General features: G+C 44.6%; 12 protein-coding genes. 4 read left to right on the top strand and 8 right to left on the bottom strand.

The features are described 5' to 3' along the window. Positions 1 to 18: 18 nt before the first annotated feature. From asd to G633_RS0114380, 3 genes are all read right to left on the bottom strand, one after another. A complete protein-coding gene (gene asd / locus G633_RS0114390; RefSeq protein ID WP_026520343.1) occupies positions 19 to 1,104 on the bottom strand; it encodes an aspartate-semialdehyde dehydrogenase in 1,086 nt (361 codons plus the stop codon). A gap of 33 nt (positions 1,105 to 1,137) precedes the next feature. After that, on the bottom strand, positions 1,138 to 2,526 hold the full coding sequence (argH, locus tag G633_RS0114385; RefSeq protein WP_026520342.1) for an argininosuccinate lyase: 1,389 nt from the start codon (positions 2,524 to 2,526) through the stop codon (positions 1,138 to 1,140). Between the two features lie 143 nt (positions 2,527 to 2,669). Then, on the bottom strand, positions 2,670 to 5,189 hold the full coding sequence (locus G633_RS0114380; RefSeq protein WP_026520341.1) for a FapA family protein: 2,520 nt from the start codon (positions 5,187 to 5,189) through the stop codon (positions 2,670 to 2,672). A gap of 141 nt (positions 5,190 to 5,330) precedes the next feature. Here G633_RS0114380 and G633_RS0114375 point away from each other — a divergent pair, with 141 nt between their 5' ends. Genes G633_RS0114375 through G633_RS20165 form a run of 3 tightly spaced genes read left to right on the top strand, consistent with a single transcriptional unit; the run spans position 5,331 to position 8,299 of the window. Next, positions 5,331 to 6,533 (top strand): 2-hydroxyacyl-CoA dehydratase family protein, encoded by a 1,203-nt coding sequence (locus G633_RS0114375; protein ID WP_026520340.1) that lies wholly within the window; start codon positions 5,331 to 5,333, stop codon positions 6,531 to 6,533. Beyond that, complete coding sequence (locus tag G633_RS0114370) at positions 6,526 to 8,091, top strand: 2-hydroxyacyl-CoA dehydratase family protein (protein WP_026520339.1); 1,566 nt, start codon at positions 6,526 to 6,528, stop codon at positions 8,089 to 8,091. The genes G633_RS0114375 and G633_RS0114370 overlap by 8 nt, the downstream gene beginning before the upstream one ends. Before the next feature lie 40 nt (positions 8,092 to 8,131). Further along, a complete protein-coding gene (locus G633_RS20165) occupies positions 8,132 to 8,299 on the top strand; it encodes a hypothetical protein (protein WP_022769055.1) in 168 nt (55 codons plus the stop codon). A 64-nt stretch (positions 8,300 to 8,363) separates the two neighbouring features. Here the strand turns inward: G633_RS20165 and G633_RS0114360 are convergent, their stop codons facing one another. The 4 genes from G633_RS0114360 to G633_RS0114345 form a co-directional block, all read right to left on the bottom strand. Next, positions 8,364 to 10,019, bottom strand: coding sequence for a bifunctional metallophosphatase/5'-nucleotidase (locus tag G633_RS0114360; protein ID WP_026520338.1), 1,656 nt, complete (start codon positions 10,017 to 10,019; stop codon positions 8,364 to 8,366). A 92-nt stretch (positions 10,020 to 10,111) separates the two neighbouring features. Next, complete coding sequence (locus G633_RS0114355; RefSeq protein WP_026520337.1) at positions 10,112 to 10,987, bottom strand: PHP domain-containing protein; 876 nt, start codon at positions 10,985 to 10,987, stop codon at positions 10,112 to 10,114. 85 nt (positions 10,988 to 11,072) lie between these two features. Further along, a complete protein-coding gene (gene ppdK, locus G633_RS18630) occupies positions 11,073 to 13,919 on the bottom strand; it encodes a pyruvate, phosphate dikinase (protein ID WP_022769051.1) in 2,847 nt (948 codons plus the stop codon). 90 nt (positions 13,920 to 14,009) lie between these two features. Beyond that, a complete protein-coding gene (locus G633_RS0114345; RefSeq protein WP_022769049.1) occupies positions 14,010 to 14,894 on the bottom strand; it encodes a glycerophosphodiester phosphodiesterase family protein in 885 nt (294 codons plus the stop codon). A 183-nt stretch (positions 14,895 to 15,077) separates the two neighbouring features. On the opposite strand from G633_RS0114345, the gene G633_RS0114340 reads away from it, so the two are divergent. After that, the gene (locus tag G633_RS0114340; protein WP_022769048.1) at positions 15,078 to 16,388 is read left to right on the top strand and encodes an MFS transporter; all 1,311 of its coding nucleotides are present in this window, start codon (positions 15,078 to 15,080) and stop codon (positions 16,386 to 16,388) included. A gap of 68 nt (positions 16,389 to 16,456) precedes the next feature. Here the strand turns inward: G633_RS0114340 and G633_RS0114335 are convergent, their stop codons facing one another. Next, positions 16,457 to 17,332 (bottom strand): phosphoribosylaminoimidazolesuccinocarboxamide synthase, encoded by an 876-nt coding sequence (locus tag G633_RS0114335; RefSeq protein WP_022769047.1) that lies wholly within the window; start codon positions 17,330 to 17,332, stop codon positions 16,457 to 16,459. Positions 17,333 to 17,369 lie beyond the last annotated feature (37 nt).

Below are 17,369 nucleotides of genomic sequence, written 5' to 3'. Positions count from 1 at the left end.
ACGTTCACTTTACATGAATTATTTTTTGTTGATATATCCGCTGGCCATAAGAAGCTCTGCACACTCTACTGCACCGCCTGCTGCTCCACGCAGTGTGTTGTGTGAAAGACCTACAAACTTCCAATCGTAGATAGAATCCTCACGAATTCTTCCGATGCTTACTCCCATACCGTTCTCATAGTTAACGTCAAGAGTGATCTGAGGTCTGTTGTCTTCCTGCATATACTGGATAAACTGCTTGGGAGCACTTGGAAGACCAAGCTCCTGAGGAAGTCCCTTAAAGCTCTCAAGCTTCTCGATGAGCTGCTCCTTGGTAGGATTCTTTTTGAATTTAACGAAAGCTGCAGCTGTGTGACCGTAAAGGACAGGGATTCTGATGCACTGGCATGTGATCTTTACATCATCTGCAGGTACAATAACGCCGTTCTCTACCTTACCCCAGATACGAAGAGGCTCTTTCTCTGACTTCTCTTCCTCACCTGAAATGAAAGGAATTACGTTTCCTACCATCTCGGGCCACTCCTCAAAGTTCTTGCCTGCACCTGAAATAGCCTGATAGGTTGTAGCAACTACCTCATAGGGCTCAAACTCCTTCCATGCTGTAAGAGCGGGTGTGTAGCTCTGGATTGAGCAGTTGGGCTTAACTGCGATAAAGCCCTTTGATGTTCCAAGTCTCTTTTTCTGGAACTCGATAACATCCATGTGCTCAGGGTTGATCTCAGGAATGATCATAGGTACGTCAGGAGTCCATCTGTGAGCTGAGTTGTTTGATACTACAGGTGTCTCAGTCTTAGCGTACTCTTCCTCGATAGCCTTGATCTCGTCCTTAGACATGTTTACAGCTGAAAGAACAAAATCAACGTCCTCAGAAACAGCCTTAACATCTGTGACATCCTTGATAACGATGTTCTTTACAGAATCAGGCATGGGTGTTTCCATTTTCCATCTTGAACCAACTGACTCTTCATAGGTCTTGCCGGCGCTGCGAGGGCTTGCTGCAATTGTAGTAACCTCAAACCAAGGGTGATTCTCAATAATTGAGATAAACCTCTGTCCAACCATTCCGGTTCCGCCAAGAACCGCTACTTTTAACTTGTCGCTCATAATAGTTACTCCTCTCATATTCCTTTTTTCTTTTTATTTAAAGCTAAAAGATGACAGAAATTCATCGTTCGCTTCAATTACTTTTTTCATAACATCAGGGCTTGGTGCTCCGACTGTAAGTCTCTTTTCGACACAGGTCTTAAGAGAAATTGCATCAAATATATCCTCATCAAAGAGCTCTGAGAACTCCTTAAGCTCTGAAAGAGACAGATCATCAATTGCACATCCCTTGTCGATGCAGGCAAGAACCAGTCTTCCGATGACCGAATGTGCATCTCTGAATGGCATTCCCTTGTTTACAAGATAGTCTGCCGCATCTGTTGCATTGGTAAAGCCCTTTGTTGCACTCTTTTCCATGTTGTCCTTGTTGAACTTCAGAGTTGCAAGCATATCGGTAAAGAGTGTAAGGCAGTTTCTTACTGTATCCATGGCATCAAAAGCTGCCTCTTTGTCCTCCTGCATATCCTTGTTATAAGCAAGTGGTATTCCCTTCATTGTGGTAAGAAGGCTCATAAGATCGCCGTATACTCTTCCGGTCTTACCTCTTACAAGCTCTGCGATATCAGGGTTCTTTTTCTGTGGCATGATGCTGCTTCCTGTCGAGTAGGCATCATCTATCTCCACAAATCTGTACTCGTTGGAGTTCCAGATGATGATTTCCTCGGAAAGCCTTGATAAGTGCATCATTATTGTTGAAAGAGCTGACATATACTCTATCAGGTAATCCCTGTCCGATACGGAATCCATACTGTTAAGGGTAGGTCCCTCAAAATCAAGAAGCTCTGCAACATAATCCCTGTCCAAAGGATATGTTGTTCCTGCAAGAGCTCCGGCTCCAAGCGGACAGTAGTTCATTCTCTTATAGATATCCTTCATGCGAAGAAGGTCTCTTTTAAACATCTCAAAATATGCACCGAGATGGTGCGCAAGTGTTACGGGCTGTGCCTTCTGAAGATGAGTAAATCCCGGCATATAAGTCTCGAGGTTATCCTTCATGATACTGCTGAGGCACTTAAGTAGCTCTTCCAGAAGATTGGCTGTATTCTCGACCTCACCTCTGCAGTAAAGCCTCATATCAAGAGCCACCTGATCATTACGGCTTCTTCCTGTGTGTACCTTCTTGCCGGCATCGCCAATCCTGTCGATCAGGTTAGCCTCCAAAAAGCTATGGATATCCTCATACTTATCTGTTATCTCAAGTTTACCATCTCTGACATCGGAAAGGATTGCATCAAGTCCGCAAATAATGGCATCTTTCTCCTCTTCCGATATTATTCCCTGCTTGGCAAGCATAGTGGCATGAGCCTTGCTTCCTCTTACGTCCACCTCCAAGAATCTCTGATCGAAGGTAATTGATGCGTTGAAAGTCCACGCCAGTTCATTGATGCTGCCTGTAAATCTTCCACCCCAAAGCTGTGCCATATGTTGCCTCCATTACTGTGATGTGTTAAAGTCTCAAAAATTATAATCCAAACTTAACATACAATCAAGTCCTAAACAATCGCTCTTTTTCACAAAAAATACTGCCACAGTCACCTGCGGCAGTACGTTTTTTACAATCGGCCTTATAAAACTATAATATTTTCTTTCTTGGCATCCGCCTTGAATATCATCTTGTCATAAGTTTTTCTGTCGCTCTCAAGCCTGTAGATAACACCCGAGATGACAAATATGGTATTTGCATAGGCCATCTCAGTGATAACAGCGCTTGCTCCGTTACTCTTGTTTATCTCCTCTTCAAGAGATGCTATCTCAGCCTTCAGCTCTCTTATCCTGGTCTCTTTGGAAGCTACGGCTGCATTTATCTTGACCTTCCACTGCATAAGCTCACGGTTTCCGGCTCCGAGTTCCTTTAGCCTCTCCTTCTCGGTGTTCAAAGTCTCCAGCTGCTCAACTTCTCTGACTATACTCTTCTGAGCATTATTGTATTTTGAAAGGATACCGGAGTTTACACCAAGGTTGATGATGGTTCTGGCTCCTGACTTATTACCCACGGATGCTGCTTCTATTCCGTAAATACAGTTAATGGTTCCGCCGTAGATCATGCCGACTCTTCCGTAGGTCTTTACATAGCCTCTTGCTTCAACCTTACAGTTGATGAAGTAGTTGGCGGAAATATTCTCTCCGCTGATTGTAGCGCCTTCAAAATACTTGGCACATACATCGCCCTTTGCAGTGATTCCGCCTCGAATCGGACAGGTCACTCCGCCCTTTATGACAACTTCTCCGCCGGAAACAACAGTTGAGCTCTCAAGATGTCCACCTACGATCACATCTCCCGTTGCCTCTATCTCACTTCCAGAAAAGACATCTCCGACTACAAAGACTGTACCGTCATACTTGATCTTCTTGTCCGTTATCTTTACTTCCTGAACCACCATGAGCTTGGTTATCTCAACTTTTCCTTCTACCATACGTATAGCTCCGGTATAAGTTGCGACATAACTTATTCTGTCGTTCATGATCATAAAGCCGGTACCTTTGAGGATTGGTATCTCTTTTCCCGGAATTGCCTTTATGTAATTGCCGAATACATCGTATCCGTCAGTTCCCTTGGTGGCTTTGTGGTATTCAGCTATCTTATCTCCAACCTTTACAGGCTGCAGACATTTCATCTTATCAAGGTCACAGGTTCCGTCCTTAAGAAGCTCCGGCTCAAGTTCCTCGGAAGTATCAAAGAAGTACTCGTAGTATCCGTTACGTCCGTTGACAACCTCCATTCCTGCAGCTACTAAAGCTCTTATGACCGGCTTACCTTCACGGCCTATTTTCTTTACCGCTTCCTTGTCTACGCCATAGATAACCTTGGCTTTTTCAAGGAACTTAAAGATAATCTCCTCAGTATATTTTCTGCCATCCATTCTTTCAGGCAAAGTAAGGAAGCACATCATGTTACCCTCCTCAAAGTTGAGGTAGGTGTCACGGTGCTCAAGCATATCATTAACAAAGGCGTCTTCACCGGTTATTCTGCTGGGAGATACAGGTGAAGTTTCAGCTTTCTGATCAATGCTTTCGCCTTTTTTGCCACCTATATTTTCAGCAAGCATACTCTGACGTATGCGGCGCATATCTCTTGCCGTGTACATCAGAGATGAGAACTTGGATACATCAAGGCTCTCCTCAAGACCAAGTCTTATCTCTCTCATCTGATCAGCCTGATATAAAGGCTTGCAATACGGCTTTATGTCTAACTGATGCTCAAGACCGATACGCATCTCATACATCTGTTGCCAGCCGTATGCAACATCTGCATATTGCTTAACATCAACGCCGTTTTCAAGGCCGATCCTGATTTCTCTGATGGTATCGCCTCTCATATCATCAGTGATGTATTTATCGATGGGAAGGCCTTTCTTTATGGCGATTCTCACCTCTTCAAGCTGTTCTGCATCAAATTTCCGGGCGATATATTTTGAGATATCAACCTTGTCCAAATATGCCTTGTGCATCTGATTCAGAATGCCGGCATTGTATCTGTCGATATCCTTCTGTTCAAAAACAAGGCCATCCTCAGCGCTCGTTCTTATGGCTCTCATCTTCAGATATGGCATGGTCACATGGGCATAATGAGATATATCAATACCCGCCTGGAGACCTTTTCTGATCTCTCTCATCTGAAGCGCATCAAAGGCAGGATCCTGATAGAAAATGATGGGAACTTCGCTTCCCTTTGTCAGACCGCGTCTGATCTCACGCATCTGGTCAGCAAAATATACTTTTTTGGCATAGGGAGTAACATCGATTCCGGCGACAAGGCCCTCTCTTATCTGCGAAAGCTGAGTTGTATCAAAGCCCTGCTCTCTGTAAGAAGACATATCTATGCCCTGATACATCTCAAGGCGTATCTCCTCCATGGCACCCCATGAAAGATTTGGATCCATGTATTTGCTTACGTCGAGCTTATCGGACAAGCCTTTTCTTATCTCCGAAAGCTGAAGTGTATTGAAATGAAGGGACTTAAGCTTTTGTACATCGGCTCCCATCTCCTGACAGAGCTTTAATTCATTCTCATAGGAGTTTCCACTAAAGACATCCAGTCCCGAATATGAACTTGAAGCAGTACTTTCGTAACTTAAATTTGCCATAGATACCTCAAGACGGTCCAGTTATCGATACTACCTTATATTATAAATCAATATATCGTGCAAATGCACTATTAATTGACATATTTTCCCTATTCTATTAGACTTATTTTATAAATAATTAATAAGAAGGTAGGGGAAATAGTGAAAGACTTAAAACATCTGATTTTCTTCGAGAATCTGCTCCTTGAGGCAAACAATGAGCTGGTTCAAAAAGCACAGGCAGATGGCAATATTTGTGTTGCCTACGCCTGCGAAAACACTCCCGAGCCGCTACTAAATCTTCCGGGGTGTTTTTCCGCACGTCTCCGTGCACCAAGGACAGGATCCTTGGACATCTCCACTTACTACATGACAAGTTTTCTATGCGAATACAGCCGTGCTCTTTTAGAGCGTGCTATTGAAGGAGGCTATAATTTTGCTGACGCAATAATCACTCCCGACGGCTGCTCTATGATGAACCGCTGCATAGAGAATATGGAACTTTTAAATACTCTTGGCAAGGGTAAGGACAAGTTCTTTTTCGAGTATATGGAGATTCCCATGAAGGCCGACGACAACGGTCTTAATCTCTATGTAGTTCAGTGCAGAAACCATATTTTAAAGCCGCTTAGCGAGAAATACGGCATCGATATTTCCGATGAGGCTATCAGGAAAGCCGTAGCAGATCACAACCGCGTATGCGAGCTGATCCGCGCAATCGGTGATTTCAGGAAGGAAGAAAATCCACGTATCACCGGCTATGAATTTAATGTGATCACTCTGGCAACCTATGTTGCTCCTAAATATCTTTTACTGGATAAGCTCGAAGAGACTTTAGAGGAATTAAAGACCCGCGAGCCTGATGAGAAGAATGCTTTCAGGGCAAGGGTACTTGTTGTAGGCTCTGAAGTTGACGACACAGACTTTGTTAAGCTCATTGAGGACGCCGGCGCCTATGTATGTGCCGACCGCTTCTGCTACGGCTCTCTTCCGGGCAGAAATCCTATCATTTTAAACGATGAGGAAGATCCTCTTACTCAGATCTGCAGAGCTTATATGAACAGAGGTGAATGCCCTCGCTACATGAACACTGACAAAATGGATCACCGCAGGATCTACGTGGATGAGCTTGCCAAAGAATACAAAGCCGACGGCATTATCTACCAGCAGATGAAATTCTGCGACCCATGGGCTTATGAAAAGATGATGGGTTCAACTATCCTCAGAAATAAGTACGGCTATCCTGTTCTTTCGGTTGACAGACCTTACAGCATTGGTGTATCCGGACAGATGACCACCAGAGTACAGGCCTTCGTCGAGAGCATAGAGATTAAAAAGATTCAGCGAGGTGATGCAAATGGCTAAAGAGATTGGCGCCGACAGGCTCGGTGATTTTTATAAAGAGGGGTCCCTGGTCAGGAAAAGACGTGAATGGCGCGGACTTGCGGACACAATGTACGACTATTCAAGATGGCTTAAAATCATGATGACTCTTGGTAAGTTCGTCATGAAGCCAAGAAATGTAAAGGCCATGTTCAGATATCGCTGGATGGCCAACTATCTGGCTGTTCCCATGATGGTAGACAGACATACACAGGGTCTTAGAGGTGAGTACCTGCGTATCTGTCACGAGGAGCAGGACCTTGTTATCGACGACGTAGCCAAGCTCCTTGACTCACTCTTTAGGGGTGATCGCAGGATCGGCAATGACAAGAAGTTTTCAGATAAGGTGGTTCTTGTTGACGAAAACGAGATGACAGCTGTAATGATGGGCTTCCCCACTCTTAAATGTCTCTCAAGAGAAACTCCTTCCACCTATGTATCGGTTCTCCTTAATCAGTACGCTGCCTGCCACTACATTGATGTGGCTCAGGAATACGGTCTTGCCGGAGACGTATGCCCCATGCCCGAGGCTGAGGCAGGTGTTTCCATAGACGATGATGCTCCGATCCTTGGTGCATGCGCTATCCAATGCAACACAACCTGCGACGGTTCACTTCTTGGTAACGGTGTAATCTCCCAGCGTCTTGAGAAGGAGAATGGAATCCCTGTATTCCAGCTTGCTGCTCCTCTTCGTCACAGAGAGGATGACGTTCAGGAATATGCTGCTCAGGAGATCAGAAACGCCATCGCCTTCATCGAGAAGCACACCGGCGTTAAATGGGACTGGAAGGCATACTTTGAGTGTGCAAAGCGTGTTAACTACGCAACCGAGTGCCGTCAGGAGTGGCTTGAAATGAACCGTACTCCTTACCCTCAGGTATTTGGTTCAAACCTTGCTCTCTACACAGAGACCAACTACATGGCCATCTGCGGAAGAGTTGCAGCCTTCGAGAAGGCAGATAAAAAGATAACCAAACTTGCTCGTCAGGCTTATGCAAAAAAGAAAATGGCAGCCAAGGAATACAGACACCGTGCTATCGTTTGGGGCGTTCAGTCCCACTACTACATGGACTTCCTGGTATGGCTCCTTAACTGCTGGGGTATTGTTCCTCTTACAGATATGCTTTCAATGGTATCCACCAAGAAGCTTGTCACCGAGGACACTCCCGAGAACAGAGAACAGGCCATCTACGATATGGCATGGCTTACTGAGAACATGATCATGAGAAACAGAACCCACGGCGGTTACAAGGTTCTTCTTGATGAGCTCTGGGAGTTTGTTGAGATGTTCAACGCAGACATGGTTATCCTCTGGGAGCACATGAGCTGCAAGGCCCTCGATGGAATGCATGGTCTCTTCGAAGAAAAGGCCCGTGAAAAGGGTATCCCTCTTGTCTGGGTATCCCACGACCTCTTCGATCCACGTATCATCTCCCGCCAGGGCGTTCGTGATCAGATCAACTCCTTCATGAGGACAGTATTTAACGAGGAGCCGATTGATCCATCACTTGAAGTTCTTCCGGATGAAAAGAGCTGGTAATGGAATTTCACTTAAATCTATAACACAAGGAGAAAAAGAAATGGCAACATTTTTGCATGTTATAAAAGTAATAGTGATCGTTATCGCTGCTCTCTTCGCCCTGACCTTCACTGTCTATATCTTCAACCTTGATATGAAGCTCACAGCAGCTATCTATCCATGGCTCAACAAGCAGTACGATAAGGTTAAGAGAGATCAGCACCTTTAATATTGATCGTATATGAAAAGAAGCCTGCCACGCAATCTGCATGGCAGGCTTAATTTTTGTTGAATTACTTAATTGTCTGATCTCCGCGAGGCTCAGCATACTTACTTCCTATATTTCCATGAAGTTCTTCTGTTATGTATGCCATAACTGCCTCGTCAAGAGGAATACCTGTGTCAAACTTCTCTGTTGCCTGTGAGAAACCATAATAGGTATCTCCACCATCAGAGATGAAGTTGTTTGTAACTACAGCATATGTATCTGTCTTAGAGAAAGGCTGATCATTAATACTCTCAATTGTTACCCTGTTAATGCTTGCAGGCTTATGATAAGTTGATGCAGGATATGCCGGGCCTGCTGCATATGACTTGCCGGTATTGATGGTAAATTTAATTCCTGTTGTCTGAGGGTAGCCACCAACGGGATCCGGTGTACAGAAGGTTGAAGCCTCAAGAGCCTCAAGAAGCTGCTCACCTGTTACATATACAACAGTAACTGTATTGCCGAAAGGAAGAACCGTGTTGACGTCTTTCTTGGTAACATCTCCGGCCTTAATTGGCGCTCTAAGTCCACCACCGTTTGTAATTGCTACCGCATGGGAAGGGTCAACAGATATTGAGCCTGCATCCTTTGTAACTGTCCAGAGCATTGCCTCTGATACAAGGTCGCCCATGTTGGTCTCCTGAGTTCTGTTTCCGGGTGCTTTCTCACCGTTAAGATTAACCTCGCTCTTAGCAAATACAACATCATACTCAGCGTTTATTCTTTTGATAATGTTTGTTGTGATCGCATCTGCTACTACTTCCTTCTGAAGTCCGTCAAGACTAAGGACATAGCTGTTTTCAATCTTCTTTGTAGCATCATCGATAACAAGAACGCCGATGGTCTCAAGCTTAGTTCCTGTAGATTCCATCTGTTCCTTGCCTTCAGCACTCATAACTGTGTGTGAATGTCCATCAAAAAGAAAATCTATACCCTTTACATGATCATAGAAGATATCGCTGCTGATACCTTCTCTTGCAGCTTCTTTATCAACTCCAAGGTGAGCAAGGCAGATAACAAGATCAGCACCCTGTGCCTTGAGCTCATCTACCTGCTTCTGTCCACAGGCATACAGATCGCCCTTTGAAAGGAATGTAAGTCCCTTAATAAATACAGGATTGGACTTAGTCTGTGTCTCGGGTGTATTTACACCAAAGAATCCAAGCTTAAGACCTGACTTTGTTGTATACATGGTATTGGGATCAAAAATAGGATTGCCATTTGCATCAAGAATGTTAGCGCAGACTGTCTTAAACTTACCCACTGCAATATTTGCGCGCAGCTGAGTCTGGCCGTAGTCAAATTCATGATTACCGATAGTAATTATGTCATATCCCGCTGCATTCATTGAAGTAACAGCATCAGCTCCCTTTGACTGAGCTACATAAGAAGTTCCCTGAGAGAAGTCTCCGGAATCAACCAGAATAACTTCAGCTCCCCTCTTCTGGAAGTTCTGCTTAACAGATGCTATATAAGCATAACGTCCGATAGCTCCGTGAACATCATTGGAATGAAGAATGATTGTCTTGCCGGAAAGATCGGCAGGAACATCGGCAATTGTCTTGACCTCTGCTACAGGATTGTAAGCAAAAGCTGTCAAAGCTGTAGCTCTTGTGGCTAATACCATTGCCAATGCAAGTAGAACTGATAATACACTTTTTAAAACCCTTTGTCTTTTCATACACTTTCCTCCTAAGAAATATTTAGAGTACATCAATCATTATATAATTCACGGGCTACAATTCATACAGTATTCTGACAAATTAAAATTGGTCAAAATTGTGCAGTTTCACCATAAAAAAGAGACATCTCTTTTATGGGGCCCAGAAGGTCCTCCGGCAGGAATAATTTGCCCATTCCCGTCCCCAGATCAATCTTTGGTTTATTGGCTCCATGGAAGTCAGAGCCTCCGCTCACAGCAAGGTTGTACTTAGCTGCCAGTTCTTTTATCTGCCTCTCTTCTGAGGGACTGTAGGTTGAGTAGATGGCCTCTATTCCCTTAAGCCCGGCGTCTTTTAGCCTTGACACCAGAGCATCAAGTTTTCTGTCGCTCATATGATACAGTATGGGGTGTGCCAGAATAGGTACTCCACCGGCTTCAAGCACATAGCCAATGGCTTCCTCCGGTGATATCTTTTCTCTTTCAACGTAGTATGGGCAGTTATCTCCTATGTATTTATCAAATACCTCGTTTCTGTTCCTGGCATATCCCCTGTCCACCATGAATTTGGCATAATGGGCTCTTGTGAGAACAGCACCGGGAAAAGAGCTGACAAGCTCCTCGTAGGATATTGGAATGCCGGCCTCCTCAGATAGCTTTTTGCACATCTTCTTGTTTCTCTCTGTTCTTGAGTCAATGAATTGCTGCAGCTTACCGGTAAATTCAGTGTTGTGATGATCTATATAGAGTCCGACAATATGAACGTCTTTCCCCTCTTCCACAGTAGAAAACTCAATTCCCGGGACAAACTCCATATCAGGATAATTCTCTTTTACATATAAAGCTCCCTCATCAAGGCCATCAACCGTGTCATGGTCGGTAAGGGCAATGGCGGAAAGGTTCTTCTCATGGGCATAGTCCATAAGCTCTTTTACCGAAAAGGTTCCATCTGAACAGTTTGAATGTGTATGTAAGTCTATTCCTCGCATTTTAAACCTCCAACATCCCCTATTTTATCACAAAAAAGAGAACCACCCGTATTGGATGGTTCTCTAAAGATCATTTAATGATCAATTATTTGTTTCTAGCCTCTTTGTAAGCCTTAACTGCAGCATCAACGCCTGCCTTAAGACCCTCAAGACCAGCCTTGGCAACCTCAGCTGACTGCTCAGCGAGCTCCTTAGCGATCTCCTCAGCCTTCTTTGCAGCCTCTTCAAGCTTAGCCTTTGTCTCGTCATCTACGAAAGACTTTGTGTCTGCACCACACTTGTCGCACTTCTTCTCAGCCTTCTCAGCGATAGCAGCCTGAGCAGCAGCAAGTCTTGCAACAGGAACACGGAAAGGTGAGCATGATACATAGTCAAGTCCGATCTTGTGGCAGAACTCAACTGATGAAGGATCTCCACCGTGCTCTCCGCAGATACCTACATGAAGTGAAGGATTTACAGGCTTACCGAGCTTGAGTGACATCTCCATGAGCTTACCAACACCTGTCTGGTCAAGCTTAGCAAATGGATCGTTCTCAAAGATCTTGGTGTCATAGTATGCATTGAGGAACTTACCAGCGTCATCACGTGAGAATCCGAATGTCATCTGTGTAAGGTCGTTTGTACCGAAGCAGAAGAAATCAGCTTCCTTAGCGATCTCATCAGCTGTAAGAGCAGCTCTTGGGATCTCGATCATTGTACCAACTTCGTAGTCAAGCTTAGCACCTGCAGCAGCGATCTCAGCATCAGCTGTCTCTACTACTATCTGCTTAACATACTTAAGCTCCTTAACTTCGCATACAAGAGGGATCATTATCTCAGGCTTAACGTTCCAGTCTGAGTGAGCCTTCTGTACTTCAAGAGCAGCACGGATAACAGCCTTTGTCTGCATCTTAGCGATCTCAGGATATGTAACTGCAAGACGACATCCTCTGTGACCCATCATAGGGTTGAACTCGTGAAGAGAATTGATGATAGCCTTGATTTCGTCTACGCTCTTGCCCTTAGCGTCAGCAAGCTTCTTGATCTCGTCCTCAGTTGTAGGAACGAACTCGTGAAGAGGTGGATCAAGGAATCTGATTGTAACAGGGCATCCCTCAAGAGCCTCATAGAGCTGCTTGAAGTCGTTCTGCTGATAAGGAAGGATCTTCTCAAGAGCAGCTTCTCTCTCTTCTACTGTATCTGAGCAGATCATCTCACGGAATGCAGCAATTCTGTCTTCCTCGAAGAACATGTGCTCTGTACGGCAAAGACCGATACCCTCAGCACCAAGCTCTCTAGCCTTCTTAGCATCAGCAGGTGTATCAGCGTTTGTACGAACCTTAAGTCTTCTGAACTCATCAGCCCATGCCATGATACGTCCGAACTCGCCGGCGATCTTAGCATCAACTGTTGCGATCTGACCATCGTAAATGTTACCTGTTGTACCATCGATTGAGATGTAATCTCCCTCGTGGAACTCTTTTCCTGCAAGAGTGAACTTCTTGTTCTCCTCGTCCATGTTGATGTCGCCACAACCTGATACGCAGCACTCACCCATACCACGAGCAACTACGGCAGCGTGTGATGTCATACCACCACGAACTGTAAGGATACCCTGAGCAGCCTTCATACCTGTGATGTCCTCAGGTGATGTCTCAAGACGAACAAGAACAACCTTCTCGCCTCTCTCAGCCCAAGCTACAGCGTCATCAGCTGTGAATACAACCTTACCGCAAGCAGCTCCGGGTGATGCGCCAAGACCCTTTCCAAGAGGAGTAGCAGCCTTAAGTGCAGCAGCGTCGAACTGAGGGTGAAGAAGTGTATCAAGGTTACGAGGATCGATCATTGCAACTGCCTCTTCAGGAGTCTTGTGTCCCTCGTCAACAAGGTCGCAAGCGATCTTAAGAGCAGCAGGAGCTGTTCTCTTACCGTTACGGCACTGAAGCATGTAGAGCTTCTTGTTCTCTACTGTGAACTCCATATCCTGCATGTCATGGTAGTGATTCTCTAAAGTCTCACAAACCTTGATGAACTCTGCATAAGCCTCAGGGAATTCCTGCTCCATCTGAGCGATTGGCATAGGTGTACGAACACCTGCAACTACGTCCTCACCCTGAGCGTTGATAAGGAACTCACCCATGAGCTTGTTCTCACCAGTAGCAGGGTCACGTGTGAATGCAACACCTGTACCTGACTCATTGTTAAGGTTACCGAATACCATAGGCATTACGTTAACAGCTGTTCCCCATGAGTAAGGGATGTCGTTGTCACGACGATATACGTTAGCACGAGGGTTATCCCATGAACGGAATACAGCCTCGATAGCAAGCTTAAGCTGCTCTACAGGATCTGAAGGGAAGTCCTTACCAAGCTGGTTCTTGTACTCGGCCTTGAACTGCTCAGCAAGCTCTTTAAGATCTGCTGCTGTAAGGTCAACGTCAAACTTAACGCCCTTCTTCTCTTTCATCTGGTCGATAAGCTGCTCGAAGTACTTCTTACCAACCTCCATAACTACATCAGAGAACATCTGAATGAAACGACGATATGAATCATATACGAAACGCTCGAAAGCAGGATCAGGATTGCCCTTGATCATAGCTGCTACAACTTCGTCATTAAGACCAAGGTTAAGGATTGTATCCATCATACCAGGCATAGATGCACGAGCACCTGAACGAACGGAAACAAGGAGAGGATTCTGAAGATCACCAAACTTCTTGCCGTTGATCTCTTCCATCTTCTTAACGCCTTCCATAGCCTGAGCCATGATCTCGTCGTTAATCTTACGACCATCCTCGTAATACTGTGTACAAGCCTCAGTTGTGATTGTGAAGCCCTGTGGTACCGGAAGGCCAATGCTTGTCATCTCAGCAAGGTTAGCACCCTTACCACCGAGGAGGTTACGCATTGTCATGTCACCTTCACTAAACATATAAACCCATTTGTTCGCCATGTTTTTACCTTTCTTACCGGAATACAATCCGGTAACCTTTCATATATACATTTTTTATAACTACTGTGTGATTAATACACAGGAATTACCTTATGATGGTATAAAGCTGTCAAAAATATAAATGTCAAAGTCCTCTTTAGCTGCTTCAAGCTGCTCCTGATCCTTGATAGTCCAGGCAGCGGTAACACATTTGTACAAATGTCTGCAAAGCTGCATTGAAAGACTCTTTGGATATTTGCGGTTAAACGCAATAAAATCCGGTTTTGCCAAAAAATTGAAAAACAGATTGGTGAGTATAAAATACAGTGCTCCTTTAAATTCCTCGGGCTTATCCCTGTGGAACTGATCTGAAAGCTGACCCCTGAAAATCTCGGGGCGATGTCTTCTGTACCAGATTATCCCCAACGGATTAAAAGATTCAATACAGTACACACCTTTGTAGTTTCTAAGAAGCGTATCTACCTTAGGACATACGGACAAATCTCCTCGCTCGATCTTAAGCTCAATGATAAGCGGAACCTTTCCGTCTACAAGCTTAAGAAAATCTTCAAACCTCGGTATCTTTTCTTCAGAATTTAGAATATGAAACTTCTGAAGTTCCTCAAAGGTATAATCGATAACCTTACCGGCTACGCCTATGCTGCCATCTTCGTTTCTGACTGCATCTTCCGGTATCTCACTGCCTGAGTATCTTGCTACTCTTGCCAGTGTGAAATCATGGAAAATTACCGGAACACCATCCCTGGTCAGCTGAACATCGCACTCTATTCCATATCCTGCCATAACAGCCTTGCCAAAAGCAGCCATTGTGTTCTCCGGGGCATCGGTATTGTTATCATGAAGTCCCCTGTGAGCATAAAGGACATTCAGGTATGGTTTTCTGTCAGGTCTCCTTGTCATTCTTGGCATGATAATAAGTAAGTAAAGAACTGCCAAAACTGCCAGAACTATGCATAAAACCTTGATTGTAACCATCAAATCACTTCCTGAAATTGATAAATTTATAACTTGTCCGCCAATTATTTTACATTGTCTTCCTTGATTACGCAAGAAATATAGTGCCTATAATGGAAAAAATTCTGTGAAGTGATTGTAAAAAGTTTATTTTTACACTATTCTTAATTCATATCCTATACAAAAAGGGGGATTTTGGGGGAAATGAAACTAAATTATAGGAGAACCATTCTAATTGGACTTGCATTTTTGTCCATCACAGCTTTCTGGCAGTTCTACGACAACGAGATTCCAAAGATACTCAAATACAACTTTGGCCTGGGCGAGACTCTTACCGGCGTTATAATGGCCCTGGACAATGTCCTTGCGCTGTTTCTTCTTCCGCTTTTCGGAGCTCTCTCCGACAAGACAAACACAAAGCTCGGAAAAAGAACTCCGTACATCTTATTCGGAACCATATCTGCCATGGTACTTTACTTCGTGCTCATCCAGGTAGCAAAGCCTTCCGGCAGCCTTATCTTCTTTATTATAGTGCTTCTGCTTCTTCTCGTAGCCATGGGTACATACAGATCACCTGCCGTATCGCTTATGCCTGACCTTACACCGGCTCCGCTTCGAAGCTCAGCTAATGCCATAATCAATCTCATGGGAGCTCTCGGTGGTGCTTTCACTCTGGTTCTTACCATGGTATTCATTGACAGCAATACTTCAGCTGCTGAAGTCAACTACACTCCTATCATGTGTGGCGTACTTGCGATCATGGGCATAGCAGTCCTGGTACTTCTTCTTACGGTAAAAGAGCCTGTCATAGCCAAAAAGATACAGGAAGAAGGCGGACTTCACTCCCTTGGTGAAGAGCTTGAAAACGAAGAAGGGAACAATGCAAACAAAGGTAAAGCTCTTCCAAAAGACGTATTTAAGAGCCTTGTATTCCTATTATTATCGGTTGCATTCTGGTACATGGCATACAACGCTGTCACCACTGCTTACACCAGATATGTCAGCGAAGTCTGGCACCTTAACGGTGATGGCTACGCAATGACCATGATGATTGCCATGGTTGCAGCCATCATCAGCTATGTTCCCGTAGGTATTGTTTCCAGCAAGATAGGACGAAAGAAAGTAATACTCTTTGGCGTAGTTCTCATGAGTATATGCTATCTTGTAGCAGCGCTGATGCCTGTATATAACGGAATCGTCAATGTCTTTTTCGCAATAATCGGAATCGGCTGGGCAGCCATCAACGTAAACAGCTATCCTATGGTTGTTGAGATGAGTAAATCAGGCGACATCGGCAAGTACACCGGGACCTACTACACCTTCTCAATGGCCGCTCAGGTATTTACACCTATCCTTTCAGGCTTCCTTCTTGAACACGTATCCTATAGGACACTGTTCCCATACGCCTTTATCTTCTCAACCCTGGCATTCTTCACAATGCTCATGGTTAAACACGGCGACTCAAGACCTGAAGCTAAAAAGAATGTCCTTGAACACTTTGATGTAGATGATTAAATAATGGCAAAAATAAACCGCCCGGACCTGTATATGGTCCGAGCGGTATTTTTTATTCATATTCTTAATCAGATCTCAAGTTCTTTTCCTGTGAGGAGTCTGTAAGCCTCAAGGTACTTGTCGATGGTCTTGTCGATGACTTCCTGAGGAAGGTTGTAGTCGCACTCAGGATTAGCCTTTAAGTAGTTACGTACGAACTGCTTGTCGAAGGAAGGCTGGTCATGACCGGGCTCATATCCTTCTACAGGCCAGAAACGTGAGCTGTCGGGTGTGAGCATCTCATCACCGATAACTACCTCTCCGTTCTCATCAAGGCCAAACTCAAACTTGGTGTCTGCAATGATGATTCCCTTTGTGAGGGCGTACTCTGCACATTTCTTGTAAAGAGCTATTGTGTAGTCTCTTATCTTTGTAGCATACTCAAGGCCATGTCCGGGGAAGTCTCTCTCAAGAACTTCTACGCTACGGTCAAAATCGATGTTCTCATCGTGATCACCGATCTCAGCCTTGGTGCTTGGTGTGTAGATGGGTTCAGGGATCTTGTCGCATTCCTTAAGTCCCTCAGGGAGCTTGATTCCGCATACTGTTCCGTCCTGAACGTAGCTCTTCCAGCCTGAACCTGTTATATATCCTCTTACGATGCACTCTATAGGAAGCATTGTCAGCTTTTTACAGAGCATACTGTTACCTGTAAACTTAGGTGATCTGAAAAACTCAGGCATATCTGCCGTATCTGTACTGATCATGTGGTTCTTTACAATGTCTTTTGTCAGATCAAACCAGAACTTAGACATCTGTGTAAGAACTGCACCCTTCTTTGTGACCTTGTTCTTAAGGATCACGTCAAATGCTGAGATCCTGTCGGTAGCAACCATGATAAGGTTCTCACCGATATCGTAGATCTCACGAACTTTTCCCTCTTTTACTGGACTGTACTCCTGCATAACTGCTCCTCCTATATAGATATTGACCTTATTTATA

Origin of the sequence: Butyrivibrio sp. FCS006, assembly GCF_000424525.1 — a bacterium.
Lineage (GTDB): Bacteria > Bacillota > Clostridia > Lachnospirales > Lachnospiraceae > Butyrivibrio.
Note: the sequence above shows the minus strand (reverse complement) of the source record. Positions and strands in the feature narration are given on the sequence as shown.